A 26,499-nucleotide genomic window follows, 5' to 3' on the forward strand; every position below is an offset into this window, starting at 1 on the left:
ATGAACTCCTCCTCCGCGCAGCGGCTGGCCCGCGCCCTGATCACGACCGTCTCGGTCGCGTACTCGCTCATCGGGCTCATCTACTTCGCCAGCGGCCCGCGCAACGGGTTCGTGGCGAGCGCGGCCGTGATCGGCGTCGTCGTGACCCATTACCTGAACATGCGGGCGGGGTTGCGCGGCGAGCGGCCGCCGCTCTTCCCGCTCACGCTGGTGCTGCAGGCGCTCGCCACGTACGTACCCGACTACCTGCTGCCCAATGGCTGGTCGGCCGTGTCGGCACCGATGCTGGCCGGGACCCTGCTGGTCTTCCTGCCGCTGCGCTGGAGCGGTCCGCTGGTCGGCGCGATGACGCTGTGGGCCGGTGGCACGATCTTCGCCTGGTCCGCCAACCCGGTGATCGCTCTGTTCTACGGCCTGTCCGTGTCCACCACCGGCGCGATGATCTACGCCATGGTCCGGTTCGTCCGCGTGACCGTCGACCTCGAACACGCCAGGGCGGAGCTCGCCGAGGCCGCCGTACTCAAGGAACGGCTGCGCATCTCCCGCGACCTGCACGACGGGCTCGGCCGCAGCCTGACGGCGATCGCCCTCAAGGGCGACCTGGCCGCCCGCCTGATGGACCGCGACCCCGCCGCGGCGCGCGGCGAGGTGGGCGAGCTGGTGCAGGTGGCCAGGGAGGCGGCGCAGGACGTACGGCAGGTGGCGCGGGGCTACCGGGAGCTGTCGCTGGCGAGCGAGGTGGATCGGGCGGTGGCCCTGCTGGAGTCGTCGGGGGTCGGCTGCCAGGCGCACCTGGTCGACGCCGCGCTGCCGAGGCAGTCGGAGGCGGCGCTGGCGTGGGGCGTGCGGGAGGCGGTCACCAACGTCCTGCGGCACAGTAGCGCCACCACCTGCACGATCAGCACGTCCCTGAAGGACGGCCGGTTGCGGCTCGAAGTGGTCAACGACGGCGCTCGTGATCTCGACGGGCCTGCGGGTGCTCGTGATCGCGACGGGCCTCTCGATGGGCCTCTCGATGGGCCTGAGGGCGGCGGCAGTGGGCTGACGGGAGTGGCGGAGCGCGCCGCCCAGGCGGGCGGGACGGCCACCGCCTCGGCGACCGGCACCGGGGGGTTCCGCCTGACGATGGAGGTGCCCGCGTGATCCGGGTACTGCTGGCCGAGGACATGCACATGATCCGGGCGGCCCTCACGGCGCTGCTCCGGCTGGAGTCGGACATCGAGGTGGCGGCGGAGGTGACCCGGGGCGACGAGATCGTACCCGCCGCCCTGGAGACCCGGCCCGACGTGGCGATCGTGGACATCGACCTGCCGGTGATCGACGGCATCACCGCCGCCGCCGAGCTACGCGAACGGCTCCCGTCGTGCCGCATCCTGGTGCTCACGGCGATGGGCCAGCCCGGCCAGGTGCGCCGCGCGCTCGGGGCGGGCATCGAGGCGTTCCTGGTCAAGGACGCCCCCGGCCACCGCCTGGCCGACGCCATCAGGCGCACCGCCGCCGGGCTCCGCGTACTCGACGCCGAGCTGGTGGCCTCGGCAATGGAGTACGGCGAGAGCCCCCTCACCCCACGAGAGACCACCGTGCTGCGGGAGGCCGCCCGTGGCGCGTCGGCGGAGGAGATCGCCGCCCGCCTCCACCTGTCGGCGGGCACCGTTCGCAACCACCTCACGGGAGCGATCACGAAGACGGGCGCCCGCAACAAGATCGACGCCATCCGCATCGCGGAGGACGCGGGCTGGCTGCCTTAAATGGCTGTCACACGTCGGTGACGCGGACTCCGGCGTGGGCCTTGTACCGGCGGTTGATGGAGATCAGGTTCGCCGTCAGCGCCTCGACCTGGAAGGCGTTGCGGAGCCGTCCGCCGTAGATGCCCCGCACACCCGGAATTACCGACGCGAGCGCCTGCACCGTGTCGGTCGCCTCGCGATCGTCACCGAGCACCAGCACGTCCAGATCGACCTTGTCCACGGCCGGATCCATCAGCACCACCGCCGACACGTGGTGGAAGGCCGCCACCACCCGGCTGTCCGGCAGCACCGCGGCGGCCTGCTGGGCGGCGCTCCCCTCCTCGACGGGCAGCGCGAAGGCGCCCTGCTTGTCGAAGCCCAGCGGATTGACGCAGTCGACCACGATCTTCCCGGCCAACTCGGTGCGCAGCGACTCCAGCAGCGCCTTGTGCCCGTCGTAGGGCACCGCCACGATCACCAGATCGGCCTCGGTGGCGACCACCGCGTTCTCAGCCCCTCGAGCACCGGACCCGATCGAATCGGCCGCCTCCTGGGCCCGCCCCGCGTTCCGCGACCCGATCAGCACCGGGTGCCCGGCCAGCGCGAACCGCCGCGCGAGCCCCTTCCCCTGGTCTCCGGTCCCGCCCAGAATCCCGATCGAAATGCCGTTCACAGTCATTCCGCATTCCTATCAGCCCGCGTCACCTCAGAGCACGCCGACCCCGAGGGCGCACGGACTCACGGGCAAAAGGCATGGTCCCTCCTAAGGGCGCGCTTCGCGCGTGGTGATTCGGGGCTGTTCTTCCCAGGGGCCTGCCGGCCCCTTCGACCCCGGCCCTTGCCCGTCTGGGTGATCCCGATTTGGGGAGGGTGGTGCGGATGCCTACTAGAAATTCACTGAAGATCTTGTGATGGTGGCTGTGCTTCGAGCTGTTGGGGGACCCCTGTGGGCTGCCCAGGCCGGTTTGGTAGCAAGTATCCAAATGCCGCCGGTTCGGGTGAGTCCGAGGTTGATCAGGGTCCGGAGGTTGAGGGCGGCGGCGCGGGTGTGGAGCCAGACGTTGTTCTTGATGGTGCCGATGTAGCGTAATCGCCGGTTGCCGTTGGCGACGATCCAGGCGACGGCGCGTTCGACGGGTGGCCGCCAGCGGCGGTAGTCGGCCTGCCAGCCGGTGTCGGTGTCGGCCTGGCGGCGGGCGGCGGCCTGCAGGTCATGCTGTGGGCGGATCTGTACCACCCGGCCGTTCTTGGCGGTGGTGCAGCGTGGGCGTAGCGGGCAGACTGTTCGCCGACGAGCCGACCGGCGCGCTCGACACCCGCAGCGCCAAGGAGGTGTTGGAGCTCATCCGCGCGATGGTCGACCGGCACCGTCGGACAGTGATCATGGTGACGCACGACCCCGTCGCCGCCTCCTACGCCGACTCGGTGGTGTTCCTGACCGACGGGCGGGTGGTCGACACCCTGCACCGTCCCACCGCTGACCGCGTCGCCGGCCACATGACCAACCTGGAACGCCGATGAGCCCTTACCACGGCGACCTGTGGATCCGCCGATTCCACGAGCCGGAGCCCGGCGCTGCGGCTGGTGTGTTTCCCGCACGCCGGTGGCCCCCCAGCAATTCGCTACCCGGCGGCCGGAGGTGATACACAACCGAGGTGCAGAACATCTTGGAGTTCCCCGAGGTCCTGCGGCTGATCGAAGACCGCTCGGCCGCGTTCCGCGCCGCGATCGCGTCCGCCCCCGACCTTGACGTCCAGGTCCCGACCTGCTCGGACTGGACGCTGCGCGAACTGGCGCAGCACCTCGGCGACGGCCGCCGCCGCCAGGCCGCCATCGTCGCGGCGGGCCCGGGCGCTGAGCCCCCGGCGAGGACGGACCCGAAGGGCGCCCCGACCGCGCCCCGCGACCGCGAAGCCCTGGACGCCTGGCTCGCCGAGTCGACCGAGCTCATGCTCGACGCGATGCGCGAGGCCGGCCCGGACCGCGGCTGCTGGACCTGGTGGGGCCGCTCGCAGGCCCCGGAGACCAGCGGAGCCGTGGCCCGGCACCAGATCCAGGAGATCGCCGTCCACACCTACGACGTCCAGCTCACCCAGGGGGCCGCACAGCCGCTGCCGACGGACGTCGCGGTCGAGGGCGTCGACGAGTTCCTGACGACCGTCGCGGCGACGACCGTCCCCTGGCCGTTCAAGCCGGCGACCATCGACCTGCACACGACCGAGGGCCGCTCCTGGCGCCTGACCCTCAACGCCGACGGCGTCCGCTGCGACGACCTCGCCGCCGACGCGGAGCCGGGCGACATGGCGATGCGAGGCGCAGCGAGCGAACTGGTCCTCTACTTCTACGAGCGCGTCCCGCTCGACGGCCTGGAGACCACCGGCGACACCGAGCCGATGGAGCAGCTCGCAGACTGGGACCCGAACGCGTAAAACGCGCACTTGTGACGCATCTGTCGGTTGTGCGCGCGCTCCTGCGGGCGCCACTGGGCCCGGGGTTGCACCCGAAAAAATCCTGGCCGACCCCGCTGACCTGGGAAGACGCTGCATGACTCTCATTTAGAACAGCGAAAGTCGAGTTTAGAGACTAAACCTCGCCGTAGTCACGGTCCCATGCAGCCTGCTGCTCGGCATCTAGCCGAATAGTGGGAAATGACTCTAGGAAGCGATGCGCGAGTTCAATTACGGCGAATTCTTGCAGATCTGGAAGTGAATTAAATTCATCTCGCGCAACATCAAGCCCGAAATGCCCCCTCCTCCTTCTCTGAACAGCGCTGTGACGGAGCACCGAAAGCAGCCTTCGGACTCCTCGTGCAGGAACGTAAGGTAGAGATCTGAGATTGATGCACGATGCTCATCCAGCCAGGCTGGGCGCCCTTGGCCGCTCCAATGATGAGCCTTCGCTTGTCGACCCATGCGCTCGACCTCATCAAGAGTAACCGCTTTGATGTCTCCCCTGCCGAGGACACCAGCTCGGTTCTCGACCTGGGGCCAGACGCGCTTGCGGCGCCTAGCCCACCATAAACGTATCACCGATCGAACCCTCTAATATAGATAGGTGTGTCATCTGTAATACCTGAACCTGGAATATCCTCCGGATCAGAATCCGGCACTGAGTGTCGGACCCCAAGGCATGAAATTACCTTCTCAAAGCTCGGCATCCGGAAGATCTGGAAGTAGCACCCGCCCGCCGGGCGATCATCGACATACCCGATCAGAAGTTCCGTCTGCACACGCTTTGAGATCGTTGCGACAGCCGTCACTCGGCCGAATCTACCGGTCGCATGGTGGCTCGCCAAGTGCGCGAATGAGACGATTGACCACTTCACCGACAGTGAAGTCCCATCCGGTTAGGCGCTGTCCGCTCCAGTTAATCCCCACCCGGAAATCATCCTTGGCTAGATCCGGCAAAGCCGCGCTTCGCCAATGATCCAGCGGCATTGAAACGGCTCGAAATTGAGGACCCCATAGCTGAGCGGCGCGCTGCGCACGGGTCTTCGACGACCAATAGGGGAAAGCTGGCTGCCCAGAACTTGAGACCGGGGTCGGACTGCCGTCGTCGTCTCGAACCCACCAAACGGTACGAGTCCGAGCGATCTCAAGGAAGAAGGCCGCTGCCTGAGCCCCGCTTGTGCTCACCTGAATCCTCCCGGACCGTCCCGGCTTCAGTATCACGCTTGAGCGCGGCAGAGGCCCCAACACAAGATCTTCTCCGCTCCGAAAGGCTCCACCTGATCATCTATCGTGCCATGCTCGACACCTCTCGTGACCTAGTCAGCCGGCCCGCCCGACTACTCCGCGAGGAACGGAAGGCACGTGGCACCAGAACAGGCGCCAGGGCGCAAGGCCGAGTTCGAGGCCGGTGGAGATGATGTGGCGATGGCGGGGTCGTAGTAGCGGGCGCCGAAGTAGTCCCGTCCGGCCGAGACGCTCGGCCACAAGCCCAGTTGATAGGGCCTACTAGGTTGTCCCGTTCTTCAACGACCGCTTTCCCCACGTTGTCCGCCTGGTTAGTTTCGATCATTAGATCTGGCATCTGATCGGACCTGCTCACGGGCGCGCGATTCATCCCGCCCGTGGCGCAGTCCATGCAGCGGAGGAACCCCTGATGCGAGTTGCCCAACTATTAACCGCGACGGTTGCTGTCCTGGCCGGCTTGACCAGCTTGACCAGCTTGACCAGCCCGGCCACGGCACAGGCCACACCCGCCGGCACCACCCAAACGCGGTCCATCGAAGTCCGCCGCAACCACCCGGACCCCCGGCTGCCCGTCGTCGTGCGGAAGTCCGGCGAGGCACTCATCGACCTGAACGCGTCCGCGCAAGGCACGGACTGGGCGAAGGCGGGCGCCGAATCGGCCGTCGTGTCCATCTCAGTCGACAACCGATATGTCGCCGACCTCGTGGTCTCCGGCGGCCAGCCCCTTCACCGCCAGCTCGCGCTGGGCCGACTCACCGCAGGGGTGCACCAGCTGCGCCTGCACTTCGCCGCCGAGCGCTCCGCCGCGACGAGCAGATCCGTCGCGCTGGACACGCTGCGGGTCTCGACCTACGCCAAGGGCAGTCCCGAATACCTCGTGCTGCGGTACGCGCCCGTCGTCTATGGCCGCAACATCGCCGCCCTCGGAAACCCGTACCAGAACGCGACCACCGACACCCCGCTCATCGCCTGGCATGACGCGGCACCGGCCACCACCCCCGGCCACACGAAGCTCACGTACTCGGTGGTGTGGAGCAACGAGGACGGCGGCACGAACACCCCCGCGCTGATGGCCCGCTGGGGCCGCACGACCGACATCGAGTGGATCTACAGCGTCGAAGTCGACCAGAACGGCGACCGGGTCGCGGGCAGCGACACCTACCAGGCCCCCGACCACCAGACACTGCGGTTCACCGGCCGGTACGAGAACGACCACGCGCTTCTGCAGACCTGTACGTCGAACAACAACATGTGCGACACCGTGGACGACCCGATGCGGTTCTTCCTGTCGTACCTGCCGACGCTGCCGGCCGACCAGGCCCGCGAGTACCTCATGGACGCCGACCCCTGGACCTACGAGATCATGGCCAAGGAGATGCTCCGCGAGGGCAAGATCGAGGCCGCCTCGGCCACCACACCGACCACGCCCGAGGTGAGCGACCAGCGCAACTACCTGTACGCGGTGGTCAAGAAGACCACGCAGCCGGCCAACGCGGGCTCGTCCTGGGTCGGCGTCTCGCTCGGCGTACGCCTCGTCACTGGCGAGACCGTCTATCTGTCAAACCACGTGGACCCGACCTGGTCCCTCCAGCGCGACGACCCGGCCGCGACCACGGTCGAACTGCCGGCGGGCACGACGGCTGACGACATCGCCGAAGTGACCGCCCACCGCGTCGTGGTCGGCACCGACACCGGCGCCACCGTGCACGTCACCGGGATCAAGCGCGGCTTCCTCCTCGGCCAGAACTATCTCCCCCAGCAGTCGTTCCTGACCTGGAACGGCGACGTCACCCTCGACAGCACCAGCACCTCAGCCGTCCTCTGGCACCGCTGACCCCACTTGCGTGGCGGGCGCCGCTCGGCGCCCGCCACGTCAGTAATGGGCGGTCGATGGGCTCCACGCCTCACCTCCTCAGTGGAGTAGCCCGAGCAGCAAGGCGTTCCACCGCGCATCCGCCTGCTTGGCAGGCCATCGATCGCTTTCGTCGACGATCCGCTTGTCCGGCCCGTTTCGGGTGCGTCGGATGAACCGCTGCCCGCCCGCCTGGCACAGTTCATAGAAGGGGCTGCCGCACTCGCACGTCCACGCGACGACACGCACTTCACGGCCGTGGTCAAGTGGCACGTTCCACACCAGCTGCTCAGCATGCGACTGCGCTGGGGACGGGTGCGGGCTGATGCAGTGCGGAGGAAACCACGCTGGATCATCCATCCAGGACACTCCAAAGCACCTCACTTTGCACCCTCACCTCCTTACCGCACAGGCAGACGTACCGCTTTTCGTGGACATCTGCGCCCACACCACCCGACGCCGGTAGCCCTCATCGCGCACGCCCCATCTCGCCGCGACCGCTTCCACCAGCCACAGCCCCCGCCCGCCACACTCCTCGGCGTCGGCCTTGTGCACCTCGGGAACGGTCACCGCCGACCCGTCGTCGATCACCTCGATGTAGGCCGTCACGGCATCCAAGGAGGAGACCTCCACCGTGACGAACCCACCGGGCTCGCCGGACGCGCTGTGTGACGTGGCATTCGTCACCAGCTCACTGACCACCAGCAGTACGTCGTCCACGTCCTCATGCCCAGCCACCGCCAGGACCTCGCCCACACACCGGCGAGCCACCGACACCGAACGCCTCACCCCCGGCAACACGATCTCGGCCAGGAATAGCCCGCTCATTGCGCAAGCTCCCAGATTCGGCCAGACACGCTCACGTCGAGCGCGTCCACCTCTTCGAGTCGGCCCCGCCCGCTCGAAATGGAGTTGAACAGCTCCCTGCCGTGCAGTAACCGAACCAGGGCAGGCACACCCTTTTGGCGCAGAATATAGGCTCGCCCCTCCAAGCAGAGCAATTCATCTCGGATGGGCCACGTCCGGTTGCTCATCATCGCTCCAACCACCCTTCACCCGCAGGAACTAAATAGGGTTATTCGCGACCTACATGCGCAATGCCCGAGTCTGTGAGATTGCACTTTTCGCACTGCACCTTTCGGCACCTACCCAACAGACTCCAACGTCCCGGCTCGTAGCCGTCCAGACGCAACCTAATGTCGTACGACCAGCTCAGGGGACTTCCCTCGCCGTAGATCTCCCGCCACTCGCTCGCCCAAGGGCAGGAGGTCCCACGTCGACCGCATGAATGAAGGAACCGCTCATGCTCATGGTCGTAATGCCACATTTACCAAGCACGAATAGCACTGTGCCGACTGCGACATTTCGCACAGTCGCCTTGCCGCACGCAGTCATCATGAACTTACGCTGCGCAACCTGTCAATGCACTGTGCACTTTCTAAGCGATCGAAGTAATTGATGGGCCCATCCATCGCTTACCTGGCACACTGACCTCCATGCCATCGACCTACAGTCCGACAGTGAGATTGCGGCGACTTTCGCGCGAATTGCGCAGAATGCGAGAAGAAAAGGGATTGACTCCCGAGGCCGCCGCCGCTCAACTCGGCTGGAGCCGAAGCAAGGTAAGCCGCATCGAAACCGGCCGTACCATGGCAAGTCGTTCCGACGTTGCCGCCGTCTGCGATCTGTACGGAGCCAATTCGTCGGAGCGCGCCGGCCTGATACAGCTCGCAAGCGAGGTACGCCAGCGCGGATGGTGGACGGCCTATGCCGACGTGTTCACCGGCTCCTACATCGGGCTGGAAGACGAGGCGACTCTGATCCGCCAGTGGGAAGTCCAACTCATCCCAGGTCTCCTGCAGACGGAAGACTACGCCCGGACCGTCATCTCTATGCATCGTTCCGAGGGCGACGCGCAGCGCCGCGTCATGGCGCGTATGGCACGACGTACGCTGCTCAGCCAACCGAACGCACCGAGCCTCAACGCCATCCTGGATGAAGCCGTCCTCCGCCGCCCGATCGGCGGCCGTCGAGTGATGCACGAACAACTGGAAGCATTGCTGATAGCGGCCAGGCGGACCAACGTAACGATCCAGGTCCTTCCCTACCACGCAGGGGAACACGCCGGGCTGGAAGGAGCCTTCACCATCCTCAGCTTCTTCGACGAGAACGACCCCAACGTTGCCTACCTGGAGAGCACGGCCGGCGACATCTACGTCGAGAGCACGGAGCAAGTCGAGCGTTGTACGCTCATATTCGAGCGGATCCGCGCTGCGGCCTTGTCCCCAGAAGACTCCCTGCAGCTCATCTCCGAAACCAAGGAGGATCTATCGCATGATTGATCTCTCACAGGCCGATTGGCACAAGAGCAGCCACAGCGGCAGCGGCAACAACTGCGTTGAGGTGGCTCACAATCTGCCGAACGTTGTCGCGGTTCGGGACAGCAAGGATCGCAGCGGCCCGGCGCTGATCTTCACTCCCGGTGAGTGGCGCGCCTTTCTGGCAGGCGCCAAGGACGGGGAGTTCGACCTGGCCTGAACCCGGCATGGGTTCAGGGAGCTCTGAGGTGATCGTCTGCGTCATGAGTAAGACGCATTCGAGCACCTCATGACGAGGGCCGCCGATGCAAACACCACGGAAATCTTCCTGGCGCGTGCTCTCGAACAGACGTGAGAGGAGGGACGGCATGGAAGACAACGACCTGCTTGGTGCCAGTTGGCGGACGAGCAGTCTCAGTGGTGGCAACGGTCAGTGCGTAGAGGTTGCCTTTATCGGCCAGCGTGTAGCCGTGCGACACGGCAAGAACCCTGACGCCGCAGTACTGATCTTCACCTCCGGCGAGTGGCGAGCCTTCACCGACGGCGTCCACTTGAACGAATTTGAATTCCCTACCGACTGACCAGCCGGACCACGACTGATCTCCTCACGGAGAACAATCCCTTCCCCGGAGCCGTCGAGAGCCCTCGCAATTCATGGCGAGGGCTCAAATGTGCGTTCGCCTGCGGCCTGGCGGAACGCGTGGGGAACTGCCACTGCCAAGGGCCACATGTCGGGCCCAAGGAGCTGGCCCACACGCCCGCTGCTGGTGCTGTCAACCGCTGATCGTAAGCGACTCCTGCGCACCATCATCGAGGCCGTCACTGTCCATGGCGAATCCGAGCAGGTCACCTGGGCAGACAGACACACCACCACCGATGGCTTCGTCCGGTCGGCCCAAAACACGGCCCGAGTGCCACCCAATTCAGCTAACGAATGGCGACTGCCGTATTACGCTAGTGATCATGAATCGCCTGAATTTCGATTTCGAGTACGCCAACGGCATCACCCATGCCCGGCTGATCGCCGAGTTCGGGCAGGGCGTCATCGAACGCCACTGGACTGGCCTCTACGAGCTCGACTATCCCGACGACCCGCAATGCAATCCCTTCCTCCGCTACGGCGTGAACAACAACAACCAGGAAGAAGTTGCGGTCTATCTCGGTCTGGCCTGGGCGTTCACCGCCGGACAACATCGGTTCGCTGTCCCGACCTGGGCACGCGACGAAGCGATCCGTTATCTGGGGCGGCACGCCTACGACTTCATCACCTGGGAATACGAGATCGATGCCGAGCGACCGGACTGGCCGACCCGCGACCGCGGATTCGTCGTCCCCCGCGTCATGCTGCCCACTCGACCGGCTCCCACCGAATGGCAACGCGCGCATCTGCACGAGGCCGGACTTTTCCCTGCCCGCGACCTGCGTGAACTGACGGCCTTGACCACCACCACGCTGATGGACGTCGACGGCAACGTGAACCTTTTCGGTCTCGCTGACGCTGACCGCAAGAACCGGCTGCTTGAGTCACTGCGCGGACAGTCGCAACCCGAACTGGCGACCCTGCTCACCCCAGGTGACGTTTTCGTCAACATCACCATCGGCTGCGACCTGGGAACCTACGACTCCCTCCTCGTGGTTGCCACCGGCGACCACCGACATACCTGGCAAGCGATCACCGACGAGTACCGACGTCGCATCCACGCCTACGAGAAGGCCATCGACTCCTTCCATACCTTCAATGGCCTCTGCTTGGCATTAGCCGCGCTGCAGAGTCCAGTCAACGACAACACCGAATAGCACCCAAGCGATCTCCAGCAGTCCCTCGCACTCAGTACGCGCCACGCCGCCGACGATCGCGTGTCCGCCTGGCATTTGGAGCGAACCGAGCTGCTGCCGGCCAAAACGGCGCTGACAAAGGGAATTCCGAGATGACCTTCCATGATCACATGCGGAGCGCAGCGGCCACAGCGCTCTCCTCCATCCCCGCCGCTGACGCATCGGACATCTACGCGATCTCCTTCTACGTCTATGACGAGGACGATGATCCGCGGCGCCCTACTCTCACCATTGGCTACAACACGGAATCCCAGGTCCGCCGGGTTACCGATCCCAGCAGCCGCTACCCCGATCCGACGGAGGCCCGGTGGAACTACGCCTACTGGCTGCAGAACGAACTCATCGTGATTGCCGACATGATCCTCGACCCCGACGGCTCGATCCACCGTGACCAATGGATCACCGAGCTTCCACACGCCGCTCACCAACACGACCATGTCACCGCCCGCTTCGTCGAAGCCTGCATCCACCTGGCCAGCGACCTCCACACGGCCGGCGTGATCGAACGCGCGATCGGGCGTCCAGCTCCCGTGCTGATCCACGAGCTGGAGCACTACGAGCAGATCGCACGACAGACCGAGGCCGCCAACCCGCCAGGCCTCGCCAACGAATTCACGGAGTGGGTTCGTGATCAGTAGGCATTCGGACAGTTGGAATATCCGAACGCGGCAGTACTCGGGTACGGACTCCGAGGAACCATCGCACGCCTCCAGACTCACATCCCCGAGCCCCGTCAGCATGACTCGCCCGACTCTTTTCAGACACCCTCGACTGCCGTCACCCCACGCAGAAGCCCCGCCAGGACGCACCTGACGGGGCTTCAAATTTGCGCGGCTGGATCTAGAGAGTTTCAAAGGCTGTGGTTATGGCGGTTTGAAGTCGAGATGGGTCTTGGCGATGAAGCCGCTGATCAGCTGAGGCCGGTACTGCATCTTCTTCAGCCTGGTCTTGATCAGTCGGGCGAGCTCGTCGAGGGTCTTCTTGGTCAGGTTGGCCAGCGAGCGCTTCAAGTGGGCCCAGACCGCCTCGACCGGGTTGAGTTCGGGTGCGTAGGTGGGCAGTCGGATGACCGTCAGCCATGGGCGGGCGTTGATCAGCGTGCGCATCTTCACGCTGATGTGGGTGTTGAGGTTGTCCCAGCAGACCACGATCGGGCCGCCGAGCTGCTGGTGGGCGGCGTCCAGCAGGGCCGCGTAGTCGCGTTCGGAGAAGGACTTGCGTTCGCCCTTGCGTCCGCGGCGTAGCCGGATCCGGTAGATCAGCCGCGGGGCGCAGCCGGGTTTGGTGGCCACCAGGCCAGCGATCATGACCGTGCCCGAGCCGCCGCCCGACACCTTCACCACCGGGGTGGTCCCGCGCGGTCCCCAGCTACGGCCCTTGGGCGGCCTCAACCCCTGGCCAGCCTCGTCCTCGAAACATAACCAGGCGCCCAATCGTGCCGCGGTCCTTTTCCCTCGCTCCAGGCATGTTCCCGCCAGGCGGCGATCGCGTCCTCGTCGCGTTCGGCGGCCCGGCGGGCGGGCGCCTGCCAACTCCACCCCATCCGATGCAGCAGGTAGTCCACCCCGCCCACCGTGTAGGACACCCCGAACAGCCGACCGATCAGATCCGCGATCCGGGCCAGGGTCCAGCATTGGTCCTCGGCCCAGCCGTGCGCGGCAGGCCCTTGTTCCAGCGCCGCCGCCAAGGCCTCCACCTGTGGGCCGGTCAGTTTGCACTTCTCCCCGCCCGGCCCCTTGGAGGCCAGCGCGTCCATCCCGCCTTGGTCAAAGGCCCGGTGCCAGCGGTTGGCCGACATCAGGCTGACCCGGAAGTGTTCGGCGACCTGCCGGTCACTCGCCCCGGCGGCGAACATCTCCCCGGCCGCGAACCGCACCTGCTCCCGGCGGGCCCGCGCCTGCGCGGTCAGCCCGCCACTGTCGGGATATCTCATGTCTCCGGTATGAACGGCGACCGCCCACATGTCACCCCAGCCGTGACGATACAACTACATAACGTCAACCTTTGAAGCTCTCTAAAGGCGGTCCCCTACGTTTCGGGAATCTCCAGACCTGCTTCCCGCGCGAGCGCACGCACATGCTGGTTACGAGCGAGCGAGGGATATTCCGTTACTACCCGCTCCAGCTCCTCCCGAATGAAATTGATGCCTGCCGCCACGAATTCATCGACGGAGCAATGCAGTTCGGATTCCAGGTAGGTCGGAACTACGCGGAGGCCATCTCGGTCCAGCTCGAAGCTAATGAATTCGTCATTCTCGGTGAAGTCGATCTTCCCAAGCGCGTTTCCCCCTTGAGCGAAGACCATCACCTGCTGCACGCAGTACATCGCATCGAACAGCGGCACCCAACCCCACGGGGGTCCAACCTCAACGCCGGAGCGGGAGATCGAAAGACGTCCGAGGAAGTAGTACCACCTCAGATCAGCCCTGGATACGGCAGCCAGATCACCCCCCTGCCTACGCTCTCGACCATGATCGGCGTAGTCGGGGCTTGGCGAGTAGGAGATCTTCACTGGGATCTCACTTCACCGGGAAGGCGCGTCCCAGGTCTTGAGCCAGGCTGAACCCGGCTCCGGGAGATGAAAGGAGAGACGAATCACGTTTTCCTCACTTGCTAATGCCCTAGTACGGAAACGCCGTCACGACTCGCCATTCACATAGTCTCCGATTGCCACATCGAAGAGAATTGAACGCCAAAAACCTGGATCATCCTCTAGGGCCGCCGAATCAATCTCTCCGAGTGATCTACCCAGCTGATCGGCCAGCTCTTCCAGCGCGGCCTGATCGTCCTCACCTGCGGATCGAGTGATTTCAAGATCAAATACGTTCAAGCATTCAGAAAGTTTCTGTGGCGATGAATTTAGGAGAACTGTAGATGAATCGTCAAGGCCAACATAGAAGACCTGTCCAGTTTCGCAATCAATGCAGCAGACATCGTCACCGCCCCCTCCGGATTCCAATTTCAGGAGATCGCGGCCCTCAACTCTCTCGATGCCGCCATCAACTGCTTCCGAAGCCGAAAAGAGGACATGCCCAGCAGGAAGGCCAACCGAAGAAAGATACTCTCGCGCAGTAGGGTTTCTCACGCACGCGACGTATTCGATTGAATAGCGATGGTTTGCCATCAACACTCCTGCTCATCTCGTACCGATGCGGGTGGCCCGCCATCCGGGCTGGCGACGGGCCAACCGCACATCGAAATCACCGCTTTGCCCTTGGCGGACCTTGCGGTAGTACCCTCGGCCGAAGTGGCTCCCCGGCCTCACGACATGACAAAGCTTCGGCCCTGACGGCCGGCCAGGAAAAACGCACGACCGTGGCCCACACGGGAGCCTCGTTACAGGCGACGTCACGTAGTCCTTCCGCCATCACCAGCGCCATCGCCACAAGCGGCGCTGACGGCGAATGAGCAACCGCCCGGCCACCTGTCTGCCAGGTACCACGAAATGGAGTCCCTTGCCCGGCGGGCCGATCACGGTCCGAGCGCCCGAGCCACGAATTCAGCCCACGTAGTCGACCAGCCCAGGCACGCATCAAATTAGGAACTTGGATGAATGGATCCAGGGATTCACAATAACGAATCCCCGAAAGGGCATAACCCTTCGGAGATTTGCTATTCCGCCACGAACTGACCCCTACTCCCACGTGGCCACGAGATCGGCAGCGACAACTAGAATCGAACCACACGTGAAGGAAATTTCGTGCGACATACCCGACGACTGCGGAAGCACTTCATCCAACTGCAGGGCGCCTAGACGAGGCAACATGCCATCAGTCTCCGCAGCGTCCACGCGGAAAGACTGGACGTCCGAGTAGCGAATACACAAACCGCTCTTATGTTTCCACTCGTTCGGAGTCAAGGTAAATTCGAGAAAAATTTTCCCTTGATCGTCAACTAGAGTTGCCTTGCTCAGCTCCAGATCCTTAACGCACCGAGCACTCCGGAAGTCGTAGTGATCCGGGTGAGCGGCAAACGCCGCCGCGCCAGGGGGAAGGTCGCCGGAGAGCTGCGGGAGGACCTGTAGGTAATTCTGCGGATCCAGGTGGTACCCGTACCGGTCCTGCAATGGCTCCACATGCACGTACTTCATTAGCATCCACCACCCGTGATGCGTGGACGCTTCCAATTGTCGCCCTTCACGTTCTCCGTTCCCTTGGGGCCGATACGGCCATCTCGTCTCAATTCGCCCACGGCCAGCCCCTTCAGGTTGTTGTAGACAGCTCGCGGAACATCGACGTCAGCACTCTTACCGTGCTTCGAGAACCATCCGTCACTGCCGAAGATCCCTACTTCCTTACCCTTGTGGTAGACGTGAACCTCAAAGTCAGTCGTACCGCCGATATCGAATCTGTCGACGCGCCCGGTGTAATTTCTACCGAAACTCAGAGGATCTTTCGGACCGCGTACATGAAGCCCTCCTGCATTGTGCACGAGGACCGGAGTCTCGCCCGCCAGCACATAGTACGTGTGGATGTCGTCAACTGTCAGGTTGTACATGTACCGCAAGCCCTCGAAGGCTCGCGCCTTGACGACTGTGACGTGCTCGCCACGGGATGCCCGAAGGGTATCGCCGGGGTGCAGGTCAGCGGCATCCACCCATGTCTTGTTGGTGGCGTTCCAGAAGGGGTGGTGCTGGGTCGTGTGGATGGTGGCGTGGCCATCGGCGGTCGGGATGGTGACGTCGGCTAGGTCAGCGTCGCGGTCGCGGTGCAGTCCTGTGACCTTCTTGGCACCGCTCTTACCTGACTCGGGGTCGTCGGCGAGCACTTTGTCGCCGACCTTGATGGCTTCAATGGACTTCTTGGCTCCGTCGGCCATGAGCACCTTCGTGCCAGGAACGAAGGTGTTGCAATTGGAGGCTTTCTTGCCAGGCTTCTTGAACTTGGCGTCTACGAGGGCATCGAGGCAGCTCTTGTCCGTCAGAGATCAGTTTTCGACTTGGAAGGACGGGAAGTTCGCCGACACGACCTGCAACCGCGTCGCGCGTACAAAGGCTCCAACAGAAACAATGAGTCCCCCACACGTGTGGAGGACTCATTGTTATTCCCTGCCGGTCAGGTGACGGGCTACGGAGCCCCTATGCTCAGAAATTCAGCATAGATTTGATGCAGCAAAACTGCATATCGATAATGGGCGTCGACAACTTCTCGCTCTTCGACGGCCATGCTTTCGCCGAATCGTTCCAGGCGAGAGATGACCCCTTCGAGCAACATCATGACGTCCGCCCGGCTCGGCCTGAATATCCCCTCGTCGACAAAAAGGATCACCTGGGTCACATGTTCGTCGGCGAGAGCTAGGTCGCCATGAATGAGTGCAAGGTCCTCTCCCACGCGCAACAGATTCTCACCGCAGCGTAGACCGGGAAACGGCAAGGATCGCCAGAGAGCGTAGCTCTCCATGAAATCCAACGACTCGCCCTCTCATTAGTCTATCTGGAATCGCAGTGGATGTTCTCTATCGGTGTTGGGCCTGCAAACGGCGGACATCTGCCTGCTCGCCCCATCCACGCTCCAGGCACACACGGACCAGATCGTCACGCACCGCCGAGAGCGATTGAGTCACGCCGTGAGCGCTGGCCGTCGCCGACCGCCCTGCACCATGGGCATTGACTGAAATGCTTATGACTCCGACGCCCTGACCGACCAGATCGATCCAGAACGGACCATCGAAGAACCTCACCCTCCTGCGCCTTCCTTCAGCGGCGCTGACATACGCAACCGCGTCGAGCAGCTCAACCAGAAACGCCACCGGCATGTCGTTCCAGTTCGATTCCGGGAAGGAGCATCCTGAGATGTCAATCCAGACGTTTCCCCAGATGGCACCCGACCTGGCGAGATCGAGAGATTCCACGTCACAGAAAAGTTCAAATTCCATCCAATTTACCTCCAAACCGGGTAGGCGGTGGCGATCATACGGGTTTCTTTGTCCACCCACATTTCGATTTCCAGCCCATTTGCCGATCCCCGCAAGAAGACTCGATTCCCCTGAGAACGCCCTGCGACCGAAGATGACTTGTATGCCTGGCGAATCGTGGACTCTATTTCTCCTCGAGACATGTAATCCGGGAACTTCGTCTTAATCCCACTCTGCTTGTAGGTCTTACCCTCTGCGGTGTGCCGGTCGAGGATATGACCCATATCGACGCCCACTTTTCGCCACCCGGGGAGGTTAACTGGCTTCGTGCATGGGCTGTTGTGAACGAGGACCGGCGTCTCGCCCGCCAACACATAGTACGTGTGCAGGTCGGCTACTGTCAGGTTGTAGACGCGCTGGTCAGCAGCGGTCGACTTCTCGATCGCATCAACCTTTAGGTAGGCGCCCTGACTGGTCTGCAGCCATTCCCCCGGCCGAAGCGTGCTCGCCTGCTTCCACTGCCGAGCCGTGGGCGCCCAGAAGGGGTGCCCGTCGGTGGCGGTGACCATGCCGGTCTCGCTGCCTTGATAGCCATCGCTGTCCACCGCGACCCGCACCAGATTCTTAATACCTTTACTGGTGATCGGAGTGATGACGGATTTCGCCTCGCTCTTGCCTGTTTTTGGATCAGTCGCGACGACTTTATCGCCTACCTTGATATCTTCAATGGACTTCTTGATTCCGTCGGCCATGAGCACCTTTGTGCCGGGAACAAAGCTGCTGCAATCGGAGGCTTTCTTGCCAGGCTTCTTGAACTTGGCATCCACAAGAGCATCGAGACAGCTCTTGTCTGGCTTCTGAGCACAGGTGGTTCCGACGGTGACGATGTCGTAGTACTTCTTCAGCCAAGTGAACACTCCTATTTCCAGCGGCGTGAACTCAGGCTTGATATCGCATTTACCACTGTGGCAATCCAGATTTACATGAGCAATCTCCTCTTTCGGCTTTCCAGGCTTGGCTTTCTTGGCTTTCTTGGCCTGTTTGGCCTGTTTGGCCAGTCTCTTCTTTTCGTTGTTTTCGAACGTGATCTCCCATTCCTTCTTTTTTTGACCGCTGGGCTTATGCGTCTTGGCGAAGTTGGCGTTGGCTTTGCGGCTTGCGTCGGGGTCGGTGCCGCCTCCGGCGTCGACGCGGCGGCCGTCGGGGTCGGATTGGGTGATGGGGTCGTTGGCGGCGTAGCTGTAGGGGTTGGCCCATTCGGGGGTGCGTAGGTCGAGTTCGGGGTCGGTGGAGATGAATTTGGCGATGGTGGGGTCGTAGTAGCGGGCGCCGAGGTAGTCCAGGCCGGTGGAAGCGTCTTCGATCTTGCCGAGGAAGCCGCGGTCGGTGAAGGGCAGGTCGTCGCCACCGCGGCGTTGGCCGTAGGGCAGGTAGCGTTCGCGGTTGATGGTGCCGGTGGTGGCGTTGATGGCCAATTGGGTGCTGCCATGCTGGCCGGCCATCAGCCAGGTGACGCCGGTGGCGTCGCGCATGGCGACCTGCGATCCGTCTGAGGCGCTGTAGTACCGCTTGCCGGCGACCAGACCACCGGACAGGCGCAGTTCCATCGGGCCGAGGTAGAGGGTGGTGCTGCCGTCAGGATCACGGCGGATCAGCCGCTGCCCAGCGGCGTCGTAGACCATCGAGGTCTGCTTGCCGTCGACCGTGGCCTGAGCGAGTTGGCCGAGTTGGTCGAAGTCGAAGGTGGCCTGCTTGCCGGCCACGGTGCGAGCTGACAACTGCCCGGCGTTGTCGTAGGCGTAGGTGTCAGTGCCGGTGGAGCGGGTGATGGAAGTGACAGCGTTGGGCCGGACGGCGGTGGCGCCGGGGGTGGGGTAGGTGTAGGTGGCGGTTTGGCCGTTGTCGGTCAGGCTAGTGATGTTGCCGACCTTGTCGTAGCCGTAGGCCTGGCTGTAGGGGTCGAGGCCCTTGGCGTCGCCGGTGCCGGTGCACGAGGAAGCGGTTGTGGTGTAGGCGGTCTTCAGCCGGAGCAGGCCGTCATAGGTGAAACATTCGGACTGGCCGTCCGTGCTGCCGGGGATGGCCGAGGCGGCGTCCAGGACGCGGGTGATGGTGCCCGCGACGTTGTAGCTGTAGCGGTCGTCCTGGACAGTGTCGGGGGTGCTGGTGTCGGCCTTGGTCTGGGTGGAGACCCGCGACAGCCAGTCGGTGGTGGTGTCGCGTTCGAGGGTGCGTTTGACCTGACCGGCGGCGCCCAACGAGCGGGTGGCGAGTTTGCCGGTGGGCGTGAAGGCGGTGTCCTTGACGTAGGTGAAGCCGCCCAGGTCGGAGGTCAGTCCCTTGGCGAAGCCGAGGTCGGTGTAGGCATAGGTGAGCTTCTCGGCGGCTAACCCGCCGGCATCGGGCAGGCTCTGCTCCCGCAGGTTGCCTGCGGCGTCGTAGGCGGAGGTGAAGGTGTAGTCGCGGCCGAGGTTGCCTTCGCTGGCCGGGATGGTGAGTTTGGTGGCGGTCGGCCGGTAGTCGCTGTCGTAGGCGGTGACGGTCTGGGTGTAGGGCTGGCCGCCCGTGTAGCGGGTGGCGGCACCGGGCTGGCCCTTGGCGACAGTGTCGTAGCTCCACTCGGCGAGCTTGGTGCCCGTGGACACCTCGCCAGCCCATTGGACGGTGCGCCGGCCCAGGTCGTCGTAACTGTTGGAGATCTTCTGGTTCTTGCCGTCGATGCTGAAGGCCAGCCGACCCGCCAGGTCATAGCCGTAGCTGGAGGCACCGGCGTCCGGATCGGTGGCGGCGGTGCGCCGGTTCAGCCAGTCGAAGGTGTAGGTGCGAACGTTGCCGTTGGCGTCCGTCATCTTCGTGAGGTTGTCGTGCAGGTCATAGCCGTAGCTGGAGTCCTGGTGGGCGGTGGCGTCGGCCCACTCCTCGACCTTGACGGCGCGGTCGAAGACGTCGGTGACGGTGGCGGTCTTGCCGCCGACAGGCGGGGTGACCTCGGTGCGGTCGGCGCCGGGGTAGGCGGTGCTGGTGCGGCGCAGCTCAGTGTCGAGGTGGTAGGCGATCGAGGCGACTGAGCGTTCCTGGTCGTCGTAGACGGTCTTGGTCCACTGCGGCAGCCCGGTCAGTGCGGGGTTGAGCAGGCCGCTGCCTGGCTGTCCGGTGTTGTGCACGGGCTCGGAGACCGCGCTGGTCAGGCCGCGCGGGTCGTAGGTGGTGGCGGTGACGATCCGGCCGCCGGACGGGGAGTCGGTCTGCGCCTCGCGGGCCCGGCCTAGACCGTCCTCGTAGCTGATGGCACTGGTGTACTTCGTCCCGGTCAGCAGTTGCTTGATCGTGGTCTTGATCGGCGCAGTGGGCTGGCCCAGCCAGCCGTTCCAGGTGATGTCATAGGCCACCGTCGCGCTGGGAGTGCCGCCGCTACGCGGCTGGCCCGGCTTCCATAAAGCGGTGGTACGGCCGAGCGCGTCGTAGTCCATCTCGGTGGTCTTGCCGTTGGCGTCGGTGACCGAGACCGCCTCGCCCAGCACGTGTGACAGCCGGGCGGTGACGGTGTGGCCGAGCGGGTTGGTCGTCGTGACGCCAGTGGAGGGCCAGCCGACGGGCGGGGTGTAGGTGGTGGAGGTGGTCTTGCCCAACGGGTCCACGCTGGTCAGTTGGCGGCCGTACTCGTCGAAGGTCGCCTTGGTCGTGGAGATCGTGCTCGCGTTGGCGTAGGAGCGGACCTCGGTCGGGTTGCCGTCACTCGGCTTGTTGGTGGCCGGGTCGGTGCCCAGGTCGTACAGGCTGACCGTCTTGCCGATCAACGCTCCGGCGGCGCAGTCGTCGCCCGAGCGCTCCTCCACCACGGACGGGAAGTCCAGCAGCCACTGACCGGCGTCGGCGTTGCGCGCGTACGTGGTCGTGGTGCACGTGTTGTCAGTGGTGACGCCGTCCTGGCCGTAGTCGTTGACCTTGTTCGGCAGGCCGTCGGCGTTGTAGCCGGTCTTGGAGTCGGTGTAGCGCCAGGCGCCGCCCGTTATCTTGTCGCGGGAGCGCTCGCGGGTCTGCAGCACCAACCCCGGATCCATGGCGCCGGGGCCGTTGCCGGTGGTCTGGATCGTGTACTCCCACCGGGTGGAATCCACCTCGGTATAGGCGCGCGGGCTGAGCGCGGTCATCTTCCACGACTGCTCCTGCAGTACGTTGCCCTGCAGGATCGGCTTGTCCACCAAGGTGCCGCCGTCGAAGTCGGTGACGGTCTCACCGGTGCCGCGCAGGAAGTTGCGGGTGGTGACGGTGTAGCCGGCCGGGTCGGTGCCGGAGCCGTCGATAGTGCGGACCTGGCTGTAACCACGCCAGTCCGAGGTCGGCGGCGCCTGGCCGGGCTCGGCGAACTGGATCGGTTTGGTCCAGCGCGGGCTGCCGATGAACTCGTACTGATGCACCATGTCCGGCGAGGCGCCGACCATGTCCCGTTCGACGACCTTGACCGCGAGCTGCTTGAAGAAGCGTGACCAGCTCTCATAATCGGCTTCGGGGATGCTGTAGTCGACGTCGTAGCAGTCGCCGGTCTTGTCGGTGAAGTAATTGGAGCCGTCGCGGCCCTTGCCGCCGCCGCACGCATCGGCCTGGCCGTAGGTGACCTCGGTGCGGCCGCCCATCCCGTTGCCGATCGCGGCGATGCGCGGCACCATCCGCCATGACAGGAGGTCGGTCCAGTCCGACATGGAGTCGTAGTCCATTTTGCCGGCCAGCATCACCGCGTCGAAGTCCAGCGGCGGCAACGCCACCTCCTGCGGGGCGGCCAGCCCGATCTGCTGCACGGTGTCCAGCCACAGCGCCGGATCGTCGGCCGGCCCGAAGTCGGTGCGCTGGTAGATCCAGGTCTGCGTCAGATCCAGCCGGTCCACCGGATCCCACCCGTTCGAGGTGGGGTTGAGCGACTCGGTCAATACCGAGGTGAGCTTGCGGGTGGAGAAGAAGCCGATCGCGCTGTTGGCGCAGCCCGCGGCCTGAGTGCACTGCAGGTCGGTCGGTACGTCCACGCCGCCGCGATCGGCGGTGGTGAAGGTGGTACGCGCGGTCGGGACGCTGCCGGGCACCTGGGTGTTGTGGCCCCACTGCACCTTGGCCAGCGTGCCGCCCCGGTCATAGGGCAGCACCCGGTACAGCTCGTGCGCGCACGAGGGCAGGCAGAAGTAGTTGCTCTCCCGGTTGTAGGAGTAGTCGATCACGTTCTCGTTGGAGTCGAGCTCCTGATCCAGGTTCCACCGCCACACACCGGTGCAGGTCGGCGGAATATCCTTGTTCAGGAAACGGTCGTAGCACGGCTCGCCCGAGTCGTTGCCCACGTACGGCACCTGCCACTGGGCGTCCTTGGTGTAGCCGAACCGCCACACCGTGCCGTCCTGGCTGGTGACCTTCCAATACGGCTGGCTGTCGGCTCCCCCGGCGACCTGCTCGATCTTCCAGCCGAAGTCCGGAACCGTCTTCCAGCCCCCGCCCGCATTGCGGTCCTTGACGATCTGCGCCGACCGGCCACCCGCCGACAACACCAACTCCGACTGCGACCTGTCAGTGGTCGCGGCATCGTCGTCGTTCTCGTCCGGCGACTCCCAGCACAACGCCTCCCCGCCGATCCCCTGCTCCTCGGCGGTCCAGATGAGCTCCGCGGTGTTGTCGTCGTAGAAGTTGTCGACATAACAGCGGCGATAGCGCCGCTCGATGAACCCGGCACTCAGATCCCAGCCCGCACCCACCACGCTGGACTGGTTGTTGGACCACTGCCCCTGCCCATCCACCGACGACGCGTCGTACTGCAGCGACAGATCCGGCCCATCACCGCCCACCGAAGGCGCCTCCGGCAACGGCACGTCATAGTCGAATCCACCGCCCGACGTCCCCGCCTGCCACGTCCCCGACGGCTTCAAATCGGTCGCACCCCAGTTGCCGTTCGGCCCCGTCATCCCGACCGACAGCAGATACACCGACCCCGCCTGGAGCTGCGCCGCCAGCCGATCGCGCGTCACCTGAGCCGCCCACGCCTTACGATCCTTGCCCGCAGGCGTCGGCTTGACCGCCGCCGCACGCGCGCCGGCCGGCGTGGCCTCCACCTCCGCGGTCAGCGTCCCGGCCTTCACGTCGTTCGCGGACGGCACCACCACCGGGCTCACCACGCACGTCTTCGGCCGCGGCACCTCCACCGCGCACGCCGGCACCCGTGCCAGCCGCAACCGGCTGACGAAGTTCCCGCCGAACGCGTCCCGGAAGCCCGCATACGAAAACTCCGCCCGCACCTTGCCCGGCGCCGTCCCGTCATCGGCCCGCATCATCCGAGCGGCGATCCCCACCCCGCCCAGAGCACGGGCAGCCTCCGGCGACAAGGTCTCCACCTTGACCTTGTCCAGCCCGCCGCCCTTGACCTGGCCCACCTTGACCGGCAACGTCCCGGCCTCAGCCACCTTGCCGACGGCCGGCACCGCCACCTCGGCCGTGCCCGCCTTCGGCCACACCGGCTTACGCCGCTCCACCTTCGGCGCCGACTCCTCCGCGCCCTTGGGGGCCTCGCGTTTGGGCACAGGCCGGCCGTCCACGGACTGTTCAGGGTCCGGCGCGGCAGCGGCAGCCCGCTCCACCAGCTGATCCGGCACCCCGACACTCGAGATCAGCACCATCGCGCAAAGCCCGACGATCAATGCCGCCAACCACATCCGTACACGCCGAGCCCGCATACAGCACCCCTTCAAGGCACGCTGACGCAGACCCCGGGCAACGGGGCCTGGACGCACCTAAGGCAGACATAAGAACGATCACTCGGAATGTGATCGACAAAGCAAGATCGGTCAACAACGGGAGGGTCACTTACCCGACACCGACCGTCAGGAGCCGTAAACCACACTTGCTATGCGCACTGGTCAACCGACATGTCAGGGAAGGCGCTTTCCTGAAGAAAAACGCACATGTGATCTACGTCACAGTCGCGACGGTTCGTGGCTCGTCAGCTACGAGACCGTGGGTGCCGGCTTGTCGTTTGCCCAGCTCAGAGCGGCATCGAACCTTGGCTTGGATCGAGCCTCCAGGCCTTCGATGTAGCCGACAGCTTCGACACATGCGGGTGAACGGCGGTCGATACGGTCTGCCAGCCAATCTTTCGGCCTCATTGAGCACGAAACGGATATCGATCCGCCTTTCCCTGGTTTTACCTCCAAAAACGCGCATTGAGTGAATGCGCGCCATCGCAATCACTGAATCTAGGGATCCCCCTCGTATGCCGCCGTGATGCACAGTCGGAGCAAGCATCCAGCCGAGGATGAATCATTTCTCATGGAGGTAGACATGAACAATTCAGTGCGACTGCCAATGATGCTGGCAGCCTCTGCCATCATCGCCAGCGGCGTGTTCGCCGTCTCAAGCGCGACTGCGGACACCAATTCCGCAGCACTGTCCGCCAATCGGGCTGCCCCGGGAATCCTCTGGGCCAAAGTCAGCTCGAACGGAACCCTGCTCGCCGCATCAGGCATCGGGAGCGTCAACAAATTCGGCGGGGGGCGCTACAACCTGACGACGGACTCCGATATCAGCCGATGCGCGCTGACCGGAACGATCAACACGTCGGGTGGCAATGACCCCGGTCCGGGCAGTGCGTCGATCCTGGTCGGCGCAGTCAGTGGAAGGACGCTTTTCGTTCGCACAGCGACGCCATCGGCTCAGAACCCGAGGACCGTCGACGACGATCGGCCGTTCTCCCTGGTGATCTCCTGCTGAGGCCCGTCGGCTTCTGAGCTGAGCAGACCAAACGCAAATCATCTTCGCGCCCACGCCGAAAACGGCAACAAATCGAGAAAAGGAGTTTGTCGTGAGTTACCGAATCCGCCTGCTTGCCGGTGTGGCCGCCGCGACCTGTCTGCTGCTGGGCGCAGGCACCCCCGCGATGGCCGCCGGCGAAAGAAGCGCCCTTAAGGCCCAGACCGTCCTCGGCCCTTATGCCAGCTTCGAAGTCTGCGCGGTATCCGGGCTGCAGGGCCAGCAGGCCGGTCAATGGGTTTCGTGGTTCTGCTCGCAGAACGGCACCACCCAATGGTGGTTGTTCACCACTCCATGACCTACCCCATAGCTCGATGACCCGGCCTTGGCCATCTCCGCGATCTTGGAGATGGCCAAGGCCGGGTTCAGTTGGGTGGCTCATCCAGGACCAGCCCCAACGCGGCCGCCAGGTCGATCGTTCTGCGCGGTGTTGCGCACTGCCTGGCCAGGCTGGTCTGGTCGAGGTGGCCGTTACGGGCTTGGAAGAGAACCTTCGCCGCAGGATGTCGGCGCAGTTCTTCCACGGTGAGCTCGTCCGCGACCCGATACGCCGAGGCGACCAGGGTGGGGAATGCCGACTGCAGATCCGCGGCCCACTCTTCGAGCGCCGCCAACCACTTCTGTGTGGCGGTGTCAGGTGCCGGAGCGAACCGCTCTATCGCCTGAGTCAGCTCCAGCCAGGTGGAGTCACCCCACGGTTTGGTCTGAAGGACGGGCAACTGCCACTGGCGCTTGATGATCGACCAATGGTCCACATGCGCCTTCACCGAGTGGACTGTGAATTCTGGGAGACACACTGCAGTCAGGTTCCAGCCGTGGCAGGCACCGGTGTCGAGACCGAAGATCCTGCCGTCGAGGATCATCGGTTCCCTGCCGGTCACGTGATGGCCGAACACCACCGGCTTGGTATCGGTGTAATGGTCGTACCAGTGGCTGTCCGGAAACAGCGCCGCGAGCTCTCGTTCGCCCCTCGTCGAGCCACAGAGTATTTCCTCCCTCTGGTCGGCCAGCGGAATTCCGGACTGCATCGCGGCGTGGACGACACGGACATGCTCGTTCTCGAAGTAGTAGGGCAGCGTCCGCATCCAGTCGACCGTTTCGGCGTAGTGGGTGCCGAGTTGCAAGCGGGTGATCTCTTGTGCGTAGGAGAAGATCCCGCGTACGTGCTTGCGCTCGTGGTTGCCCATGACCGCGACCGAATTCGGGCGCTCGCGGAACAAGCTGACCACGTCACCGGGCGCCGGCCCGCGATCGACCAGATCACCGACGCTGACCAGCAGGTCGTCCGGTCGGATGTCGACTTTCTCCAGCAGTTCAAGCAGTTCGTCGAAGCAGCCGTGGATGTCGCCGATGATGATCGTGCGCCGCATGCGGGCGATCCTAGGGAGGCATCGGTACGACGGACAAAGGATTTTGCGCGTTGTCCGTGCTGGCGACCTCTAC

26 protein-coding genes are annotated in these 26,499 nt (G+C 64.4%); 12 read left to right on the top strand and 14 right to left on the bottom strand.

Features of this window, described 5'->3' with window-relative positions:
* Both ACQP2T_RS40800 and ACQP2T_RS40805 read left to right on the top strand, forming a co-directional pair.
* Positions 1–1,143, top strand: coding sequence for a sensor histidine kinase (locus ACQP2T_RS40800; protein ID WP_433510189.1), 1,143 nt, complete (start codon positions 1–3; stop codon positions 1,141–1,143).
* Complete coding sequence (locus tag ACQP2T_RS40805; RefSeq protein ID WP_433510190.1) at positions 1,140–1,748, top strand: response regulator transcription factor; 609 nt, start codon at positions 1,140–1,142, stop codon at positions 1,746–1,748. Before ACQP2T_RS40800 ends, ACQP2T_RS40805 begins: the two co-directional genes overlap by 4 nt.
* A 7-nt stretch (positions 1,749–1,755) precedes the next feature.
* On the opposite strand, the gene npdG is transcribed toward ACQP2T_RS40805, so the two are convergent.
* Positions 1,756–2,406 carry an NADPH-dependent F420 reductase gene (npdG, locus tag ACQP2T_RS40810; protein WP_433510191.1) on the bottom strand — a complete coding sequence of 217 codons (651 nt, stop codon included), beginning with the start codon at positions 2,404–2,406 and terminating at the stop codon, positions 1,756–1,758.
* Positions 2,407–2,613: 207 nt separating this feature from the next.
* Complete coding sequence (locus tag ACQP2T_RS40815; protein WP_433510192.1) at positions 2,614–2,964, bottom strand: transposase; 351 nt, start codon at positions 2,962–2,964, stop codon at positions 2,614–2,616.
* 26 nt (positions 2,965–2,990) lie between these two features.
* Between ACQP2T_RS40815 and ACQP2T_RS40820 the strand changes: the two genes are divergently transcribed.
* Positions 2,991–3,248, top strand: coding sequence for a hypothetical protein (locus ACQP2T_RS40820; RefSeq protein WP_433510193.1), 258 nt, complete (start codon positions 2,991–2,993; stop codon positions 3,246–3,248).
* Between the two features lie 134 nt (positions 3,249–3,382).
* On the top strand, positions 3,383–4,156 hold the full coding sequence (locus tag ACQP2T_RS40825; RefSeq protein ID WP_433510194.1) for a maleylpyruvate isomerase family mycothiol-dependent enzyme: 774 nt from the start codon (positions 3,383–3,385) through the stop codon (positions 4,154–4,156).
* 840 nt (positions 4,157–4,996) lie between these two features.
* Here the strand turns inward: ACQP2T_RS40825 and ACQP2T_RS40830 are convergent.
* Positions 4,997–5,425: a DUF2750 domain-containing protein gene (locus ACQP2T_RS40830; protein WP_433510195.1), complete on the bottom strand. Its 429-nt coding sequence runs from the start codon at positions 5,423–5,425 to the stop codon at positions 4,997–4,999.
* A 454-nt stretch (positions 5,426–5,879) separates the two neighbouring features.
* Between ACQP2T_RS40830 and ACQP2T_RS40835 the strand changes: the two genes are divergently transcribed.
* The gene (locus ACQP2T_RS40835; protein WP_433510196.1) at positions 5,880–7,256 is read left to right on the top strand and encodes a hypothetical protein; all 1,377 of its coding nucleotides are present in this window, start codon (positions 5,880–5,882) and stop codon (positions 7,254–7,256) included.
* Between the two features lie 411 nt (positions 7,257–7,667).
* Here ACQP2T_RS40835 and ACQP2T_RS40840 read toward each other — a convergent pair whose 3' ends face one another.
* Positions 7,668–8,102, bottom strand: coding sequence for an ATP-binding protein (locus ACQP2T_RS40840; RefSeq protein WP_433510197.1), 435 nt, complete (start codon positions 8,100–8,102; stop codon positions 7,668–7,670).
* Between the two features lie 668 nt (positions 8,103–8,770).
* Here ACQP2T_RS40840 and ACQP2T_RS40845 point away from each other — a divergent pair.
* The 5 genes from ACQP2T_RS40845 to ACQP2T_RS40865 all read left to right on the top strand — a co-directional run bounded on the left by ACQP2T_RS40845 (position 8,771) and on the right by ACQP2T_RS40865 (position 12,066).
* Entirely contained in the window at positions 8,771–9,616 is an 846-nt protein-coding gene (locus ACQP2T_RS40845) for a helix-turn-helix domain-containing protein (protein ID WP_433510198.1), read from the top strand.
* Positions 9,609–9,812, top strand: coding sequence for a DUF397 domain-containing protein (locus tag ACQP2T_RS40850; protein WP_433510199.1), 204 nt, complete (start codon positions 9,609–9,611; stop codon positions 9,810–9,812). Before ACQP2T_RS40845 ends, ACQP2T_RS40850 begins: the two co-directional genes overlap by 8 nt.
* A 148-nt stretch (positions 9,813–9,960) precedes the next feature.
* Positions 9,961–10,173 (top strand): DUF397 domain-containing protein, encoded by a 213-nt coding sequence (locus tag ACQP2T_RS40855; RefSeq protein ID WP_433510200.1) that lies wholly within the window; start codon positions 9,961–9,963, stop codon positions 10,171–10,173.
* Positions 10,174–10,555: 382 nt separating this feature from the next.
* A complete protein-coding gene (locus tag ACQP2T_RS40860) occupies positions 10,556–11,389 on the top strand; it encodes a hypothetical protein (protein ID WP_433510201.1) in 834 nt (277 codons plus the stop codon).
* A gap of 149 nt (positions 11,390–11,538) precedes the next feature.
* The gene (locus tag ACQP2T_RS40865) at positions 11,539–12,066 is read left to right on the top strand and encodes a hypothetical protein (protein WP_433510202.1); all 528 of its coding nucleotides are present in this window, start codon (positions 11,539–11,541) and stop codon (positions 12,064–12,066) included.
* A 225-nt stretch (positions 12,067–12,291) separates the two neighbouring features.
* Here ACQP2T_RS40865 and ACQP2T_RS40870 read toward each other — a convergent pair whose 3' ends face one another.
* From ACQP2T_RS40870 to ACQP2T_RS40910, 9 genes are all read right to left on the bottom strand, one after another.
* On the bottom strand, positions 12,292–12,861 hold the full coding sequence (locus ACQP2T_RS40870; RefSeq protein ID WP_433509575.1) for a transposase: 570 nt from the start codon (positions 12,859–12,861) through the stop codon (positions 12,292–12,294).
* Positions 12,816–13,361, bottom strand: coding sequence for a winged helix-turn-helix domain-containing protein (locus tag ACQP2T_RS40875; RefSeq protein WP_433509576.1), 546 nt, complete (start codon positions 13,359–13,361; stop codon positions 12,816–12,818). The genes ACQP2T_RS40870 and ACQP2T_RS40875 overlap by 46 nt, the downstream gene beginning before the upstream one ends.
* A gap of 95 nt (positions 13,362–13,456) precedes the next feature.
* Positions 13,457–13,939: a hypothetical protein gene (locus ACQP2T_RS40880; protein ID WP_433510203.1), complete on the bottom strand. Its 483-nt coding sequence runs from the start codon at positions 13,937–13,939 to the stop codon at positions 13,457–13,459.
* Positions 13,940–14,065: 126 nt separating this feature from the next.
* Positions 14,066–14,551, bottom strand: a complete 486-nt coding sequence (locus ACQP2T_RS40885; protein WP_433510204.1) for an SUKH-4 family immunity protein — start codon at positions 14,549–14,551, stop codon at positions 14,066–14,068.
* 510 nt (positions 14,552–15,061) lie between these two features.
* Positions 15,062–15,517: a hypothetical protein gene (locus ACQP2T_RS40890; protein WP_433510205.1), complete on the bottom strand. Its 456-nt coding sequence runs from the start codon at positions 15,515–15,517 to the stop codon at positions 15,062–15,064.
* Positions 15,517–16,245 carry a polymorphic toxin-type HINT domain-containing protein gene (locus ACQP2T_RS40895; RefSeq protein ID WP_433510206.1) on the bottom strand — a complete coding sequence of 243 codons (729 nt, stop codon included), beginning with the start codon at positions 16,243–16,245 and terminating at the stop codon, positions 15,517–15,519. The genes ACQP2T_RS40890 and ACQP2T_RS40895 overlap by 1 nt, the downstream gene beginning before the upstream one ends.
* A 248-nt stretch (positions 16,246–16,493) precedes the next feature.
* Positions 16,494–16,835, bottom strand: a complete 342-nt coding sequence (locus tag ACQP2T_RS40900) for a hypothetical protein (protein ID WP_433510207.1) — start codon at positions 16,833–16,835, stop codon at positions 16,494–16,496.
* A 46-nt stretch (positions 16,836–16,881) separates the two neighbouring features.
* Positions 16,882–17,301, bottom strand: a complete 420-nt coding sequence (locus ACQP2T_RS40905; RefSeq protein WP_433510208.1) for a hypothetical protein — start codon at positions 17,299–17,301, stop codon at positions 16,882–16,884.
* 5 nt (positions 17,302–17,306) lie between these two features.
* A complete protein-coding gene (locus tag ACQP2T_RS40910) occupies positions 17,307–23,984 on the bottom strand; it encodes a polymorphic toxin-type HINT domain-containing protein (RefSeq protein WP_433510209.1) in 6,678 nt (2,225 codons plus the stop codon).
* Between the two features lie 604 nt (positions 23,985–24,588).
* On the opposite strand from ACQP2T_RS40910, the gene ACQP2T_RS40915 reads away from it, so the two are divergent.
* Together ACQP2T_RS40915 and ACQP2T_RS40920 are read left to right on the top strand one after the other, a co-directional pair.
* On the top strand, positions 24,589–25,017 hold the full coding sequence (locus tag ACQP2T_RS40915) for a hypothetical protein (RefSeq protein WP_433510210.1): 429 nt from the start codon (positions 24,589–24,591) through the stop codon (positions 25,015–25,017).
* 91 nt (positions 25,018–25,108) lie between these two features.
* A complete protein-coding gene (locus ACQP2T_RS40920) occupies positions 25,109–25,354 on the top strand; it encodes a hypothetical protein (protein WP_433510211.1) in 246 nt (81 codons plus the stop codon).
* A 67-nt stretch (positions 25,355–25,421) separates the two neighbouring features.
* Here ACQP2T_RS40920 and ACQP2T_RS40925 read toward each other — a convergent pair whose 3' ends face one another.
* Complete coding sequence (locus tag ACQP2T_RS40925; protein WP_433510212.1) at positions 25,422–26,426, bottom strand: metallophosphoesterase family protein; 1,005 nt, start codon at positions 26,424–26,426, stop codon at positions 25,422–25,424.
* Positions 26,427–26,499 lie beyond the last annotated feature (73 nt).

Source organism: Nonomuraea sp. CA-143628, from assembly GCF_050942315.1.
GTDB lineage: Bacteria > Actinomycetota > Actinomycetes > Streptosporangiales > Streptosporangiaceae > Nonomuraea.

Coding starts and splice junctions, on each gene's coding strand:
- ACQP2T_RS40890 (WP_433510205.1), bottom strand. CDS start 15,517: ATGAAGTACGTGCATGTGGAGCCATTGCAGGACCGGTACGGGTACCAC.
- ACQP2T_RS40925 (WP_433510212.1), bottom strand. CDS start 26,426: ATGCGGCGCACGATCATCATCGGCGACATCCACGGCTGCTTCGACGAA.
- ACQP2T_RS40845 (WP_433510198.1), top strand. CDS start 8,771: ATGCCATCGACCTACAGTCCGACAGTGAGATTGCGGCGACTTTCGCGC.
- ACQP2T_RS40875 (WP_433509576.1), bottom strand. CDS start 13,361: ATGAGATATCCCGACAGTGGCGGGCTGACCGCGCAGGCGCGGGCCCGC.
- ACQP2T_RS40885 (WP_433510204.1), bottom strand. CDS start 14,551: ATGGCAAACCATCGCTATTCAATCGAATACGTCGCGTGCGTGAGAAAC.
- ACQP2T_RS40865 (WP_433510202.1), top strand. CDS start 11,539: ATGCGGAGCGCAGCGGCCACAGCGCTCTCCTCCATCCCCGCCGCTGAC.
- npdG (WP_433510191.1), bottom strand. CDS start 2,406: ATGACTGTGAACGGCATTTCGATCGGGATTCTGGGCGGGACCGGAGAC.
- ACQP2T_RS40915 (WP_433510210.1), top strand. CDS start 24,589: ATGAACAATTCAGTGCGACTGCCAATGATGCTGGCAGCCTCTGCCATC.
- ACQP2T_RS40910 (WP_433510209.1), bottom strand. CDS start 23,984: ATGCGGGCTCGGCGTGTACGGATGTGGTTGGCGGCATTGATCGTCGGG.
- ACQP2T_RS40895 (WP_433510206.1), bottom strand. CDS start 16,245: ATGGCCGACGGAGCCAAGAAGTCCATTGAAGCCATCAAGGTCGGCGAC.
- ACQP2T_RS40860 (WP_433510201.1), top strand. CDS start 10,556: ATGAATCGCCTGAATTTCGATTTCGAGTACGCCAACGGCATCACCCAT.
- ACQP2T_RS40800 (WP_433510189.1), top strand. CDS start 1: ATGAACTCCTCCTCCGCGCAGCGGCTGGCCCGCGCCCTGATCACGACC.
- ACQP2T_RS40855 (WP_433510200.1), top strand. CDS start 9,961: ATGGAAGACAACGACCTGCTTGGTGCCAGTTGGCGGACGAGCAGTCTC.
- ACQP2T_RS40905 (WP_433510208.1), bottom strand. CDS start 17,301: ATGGAATTTGAACTTTTCTGTGACGTGGAATCTCTCGATCTCGCCAGG.
- ACQP2T_RS40840 (WP_433510197.1), bottom strand. CDS start 8,102: ATGAGCGGGCTATTCCTGGCCGAGATCGTGTTGCCGGGGGTGAGGCGT.
- ACQP2T_RS40850 (WP_433510199.1), top strand. CDS start 9,609: ATGATTGATCTCTCACAGGCCGATTGGCACAAGAGCAGCCACAGCGGC.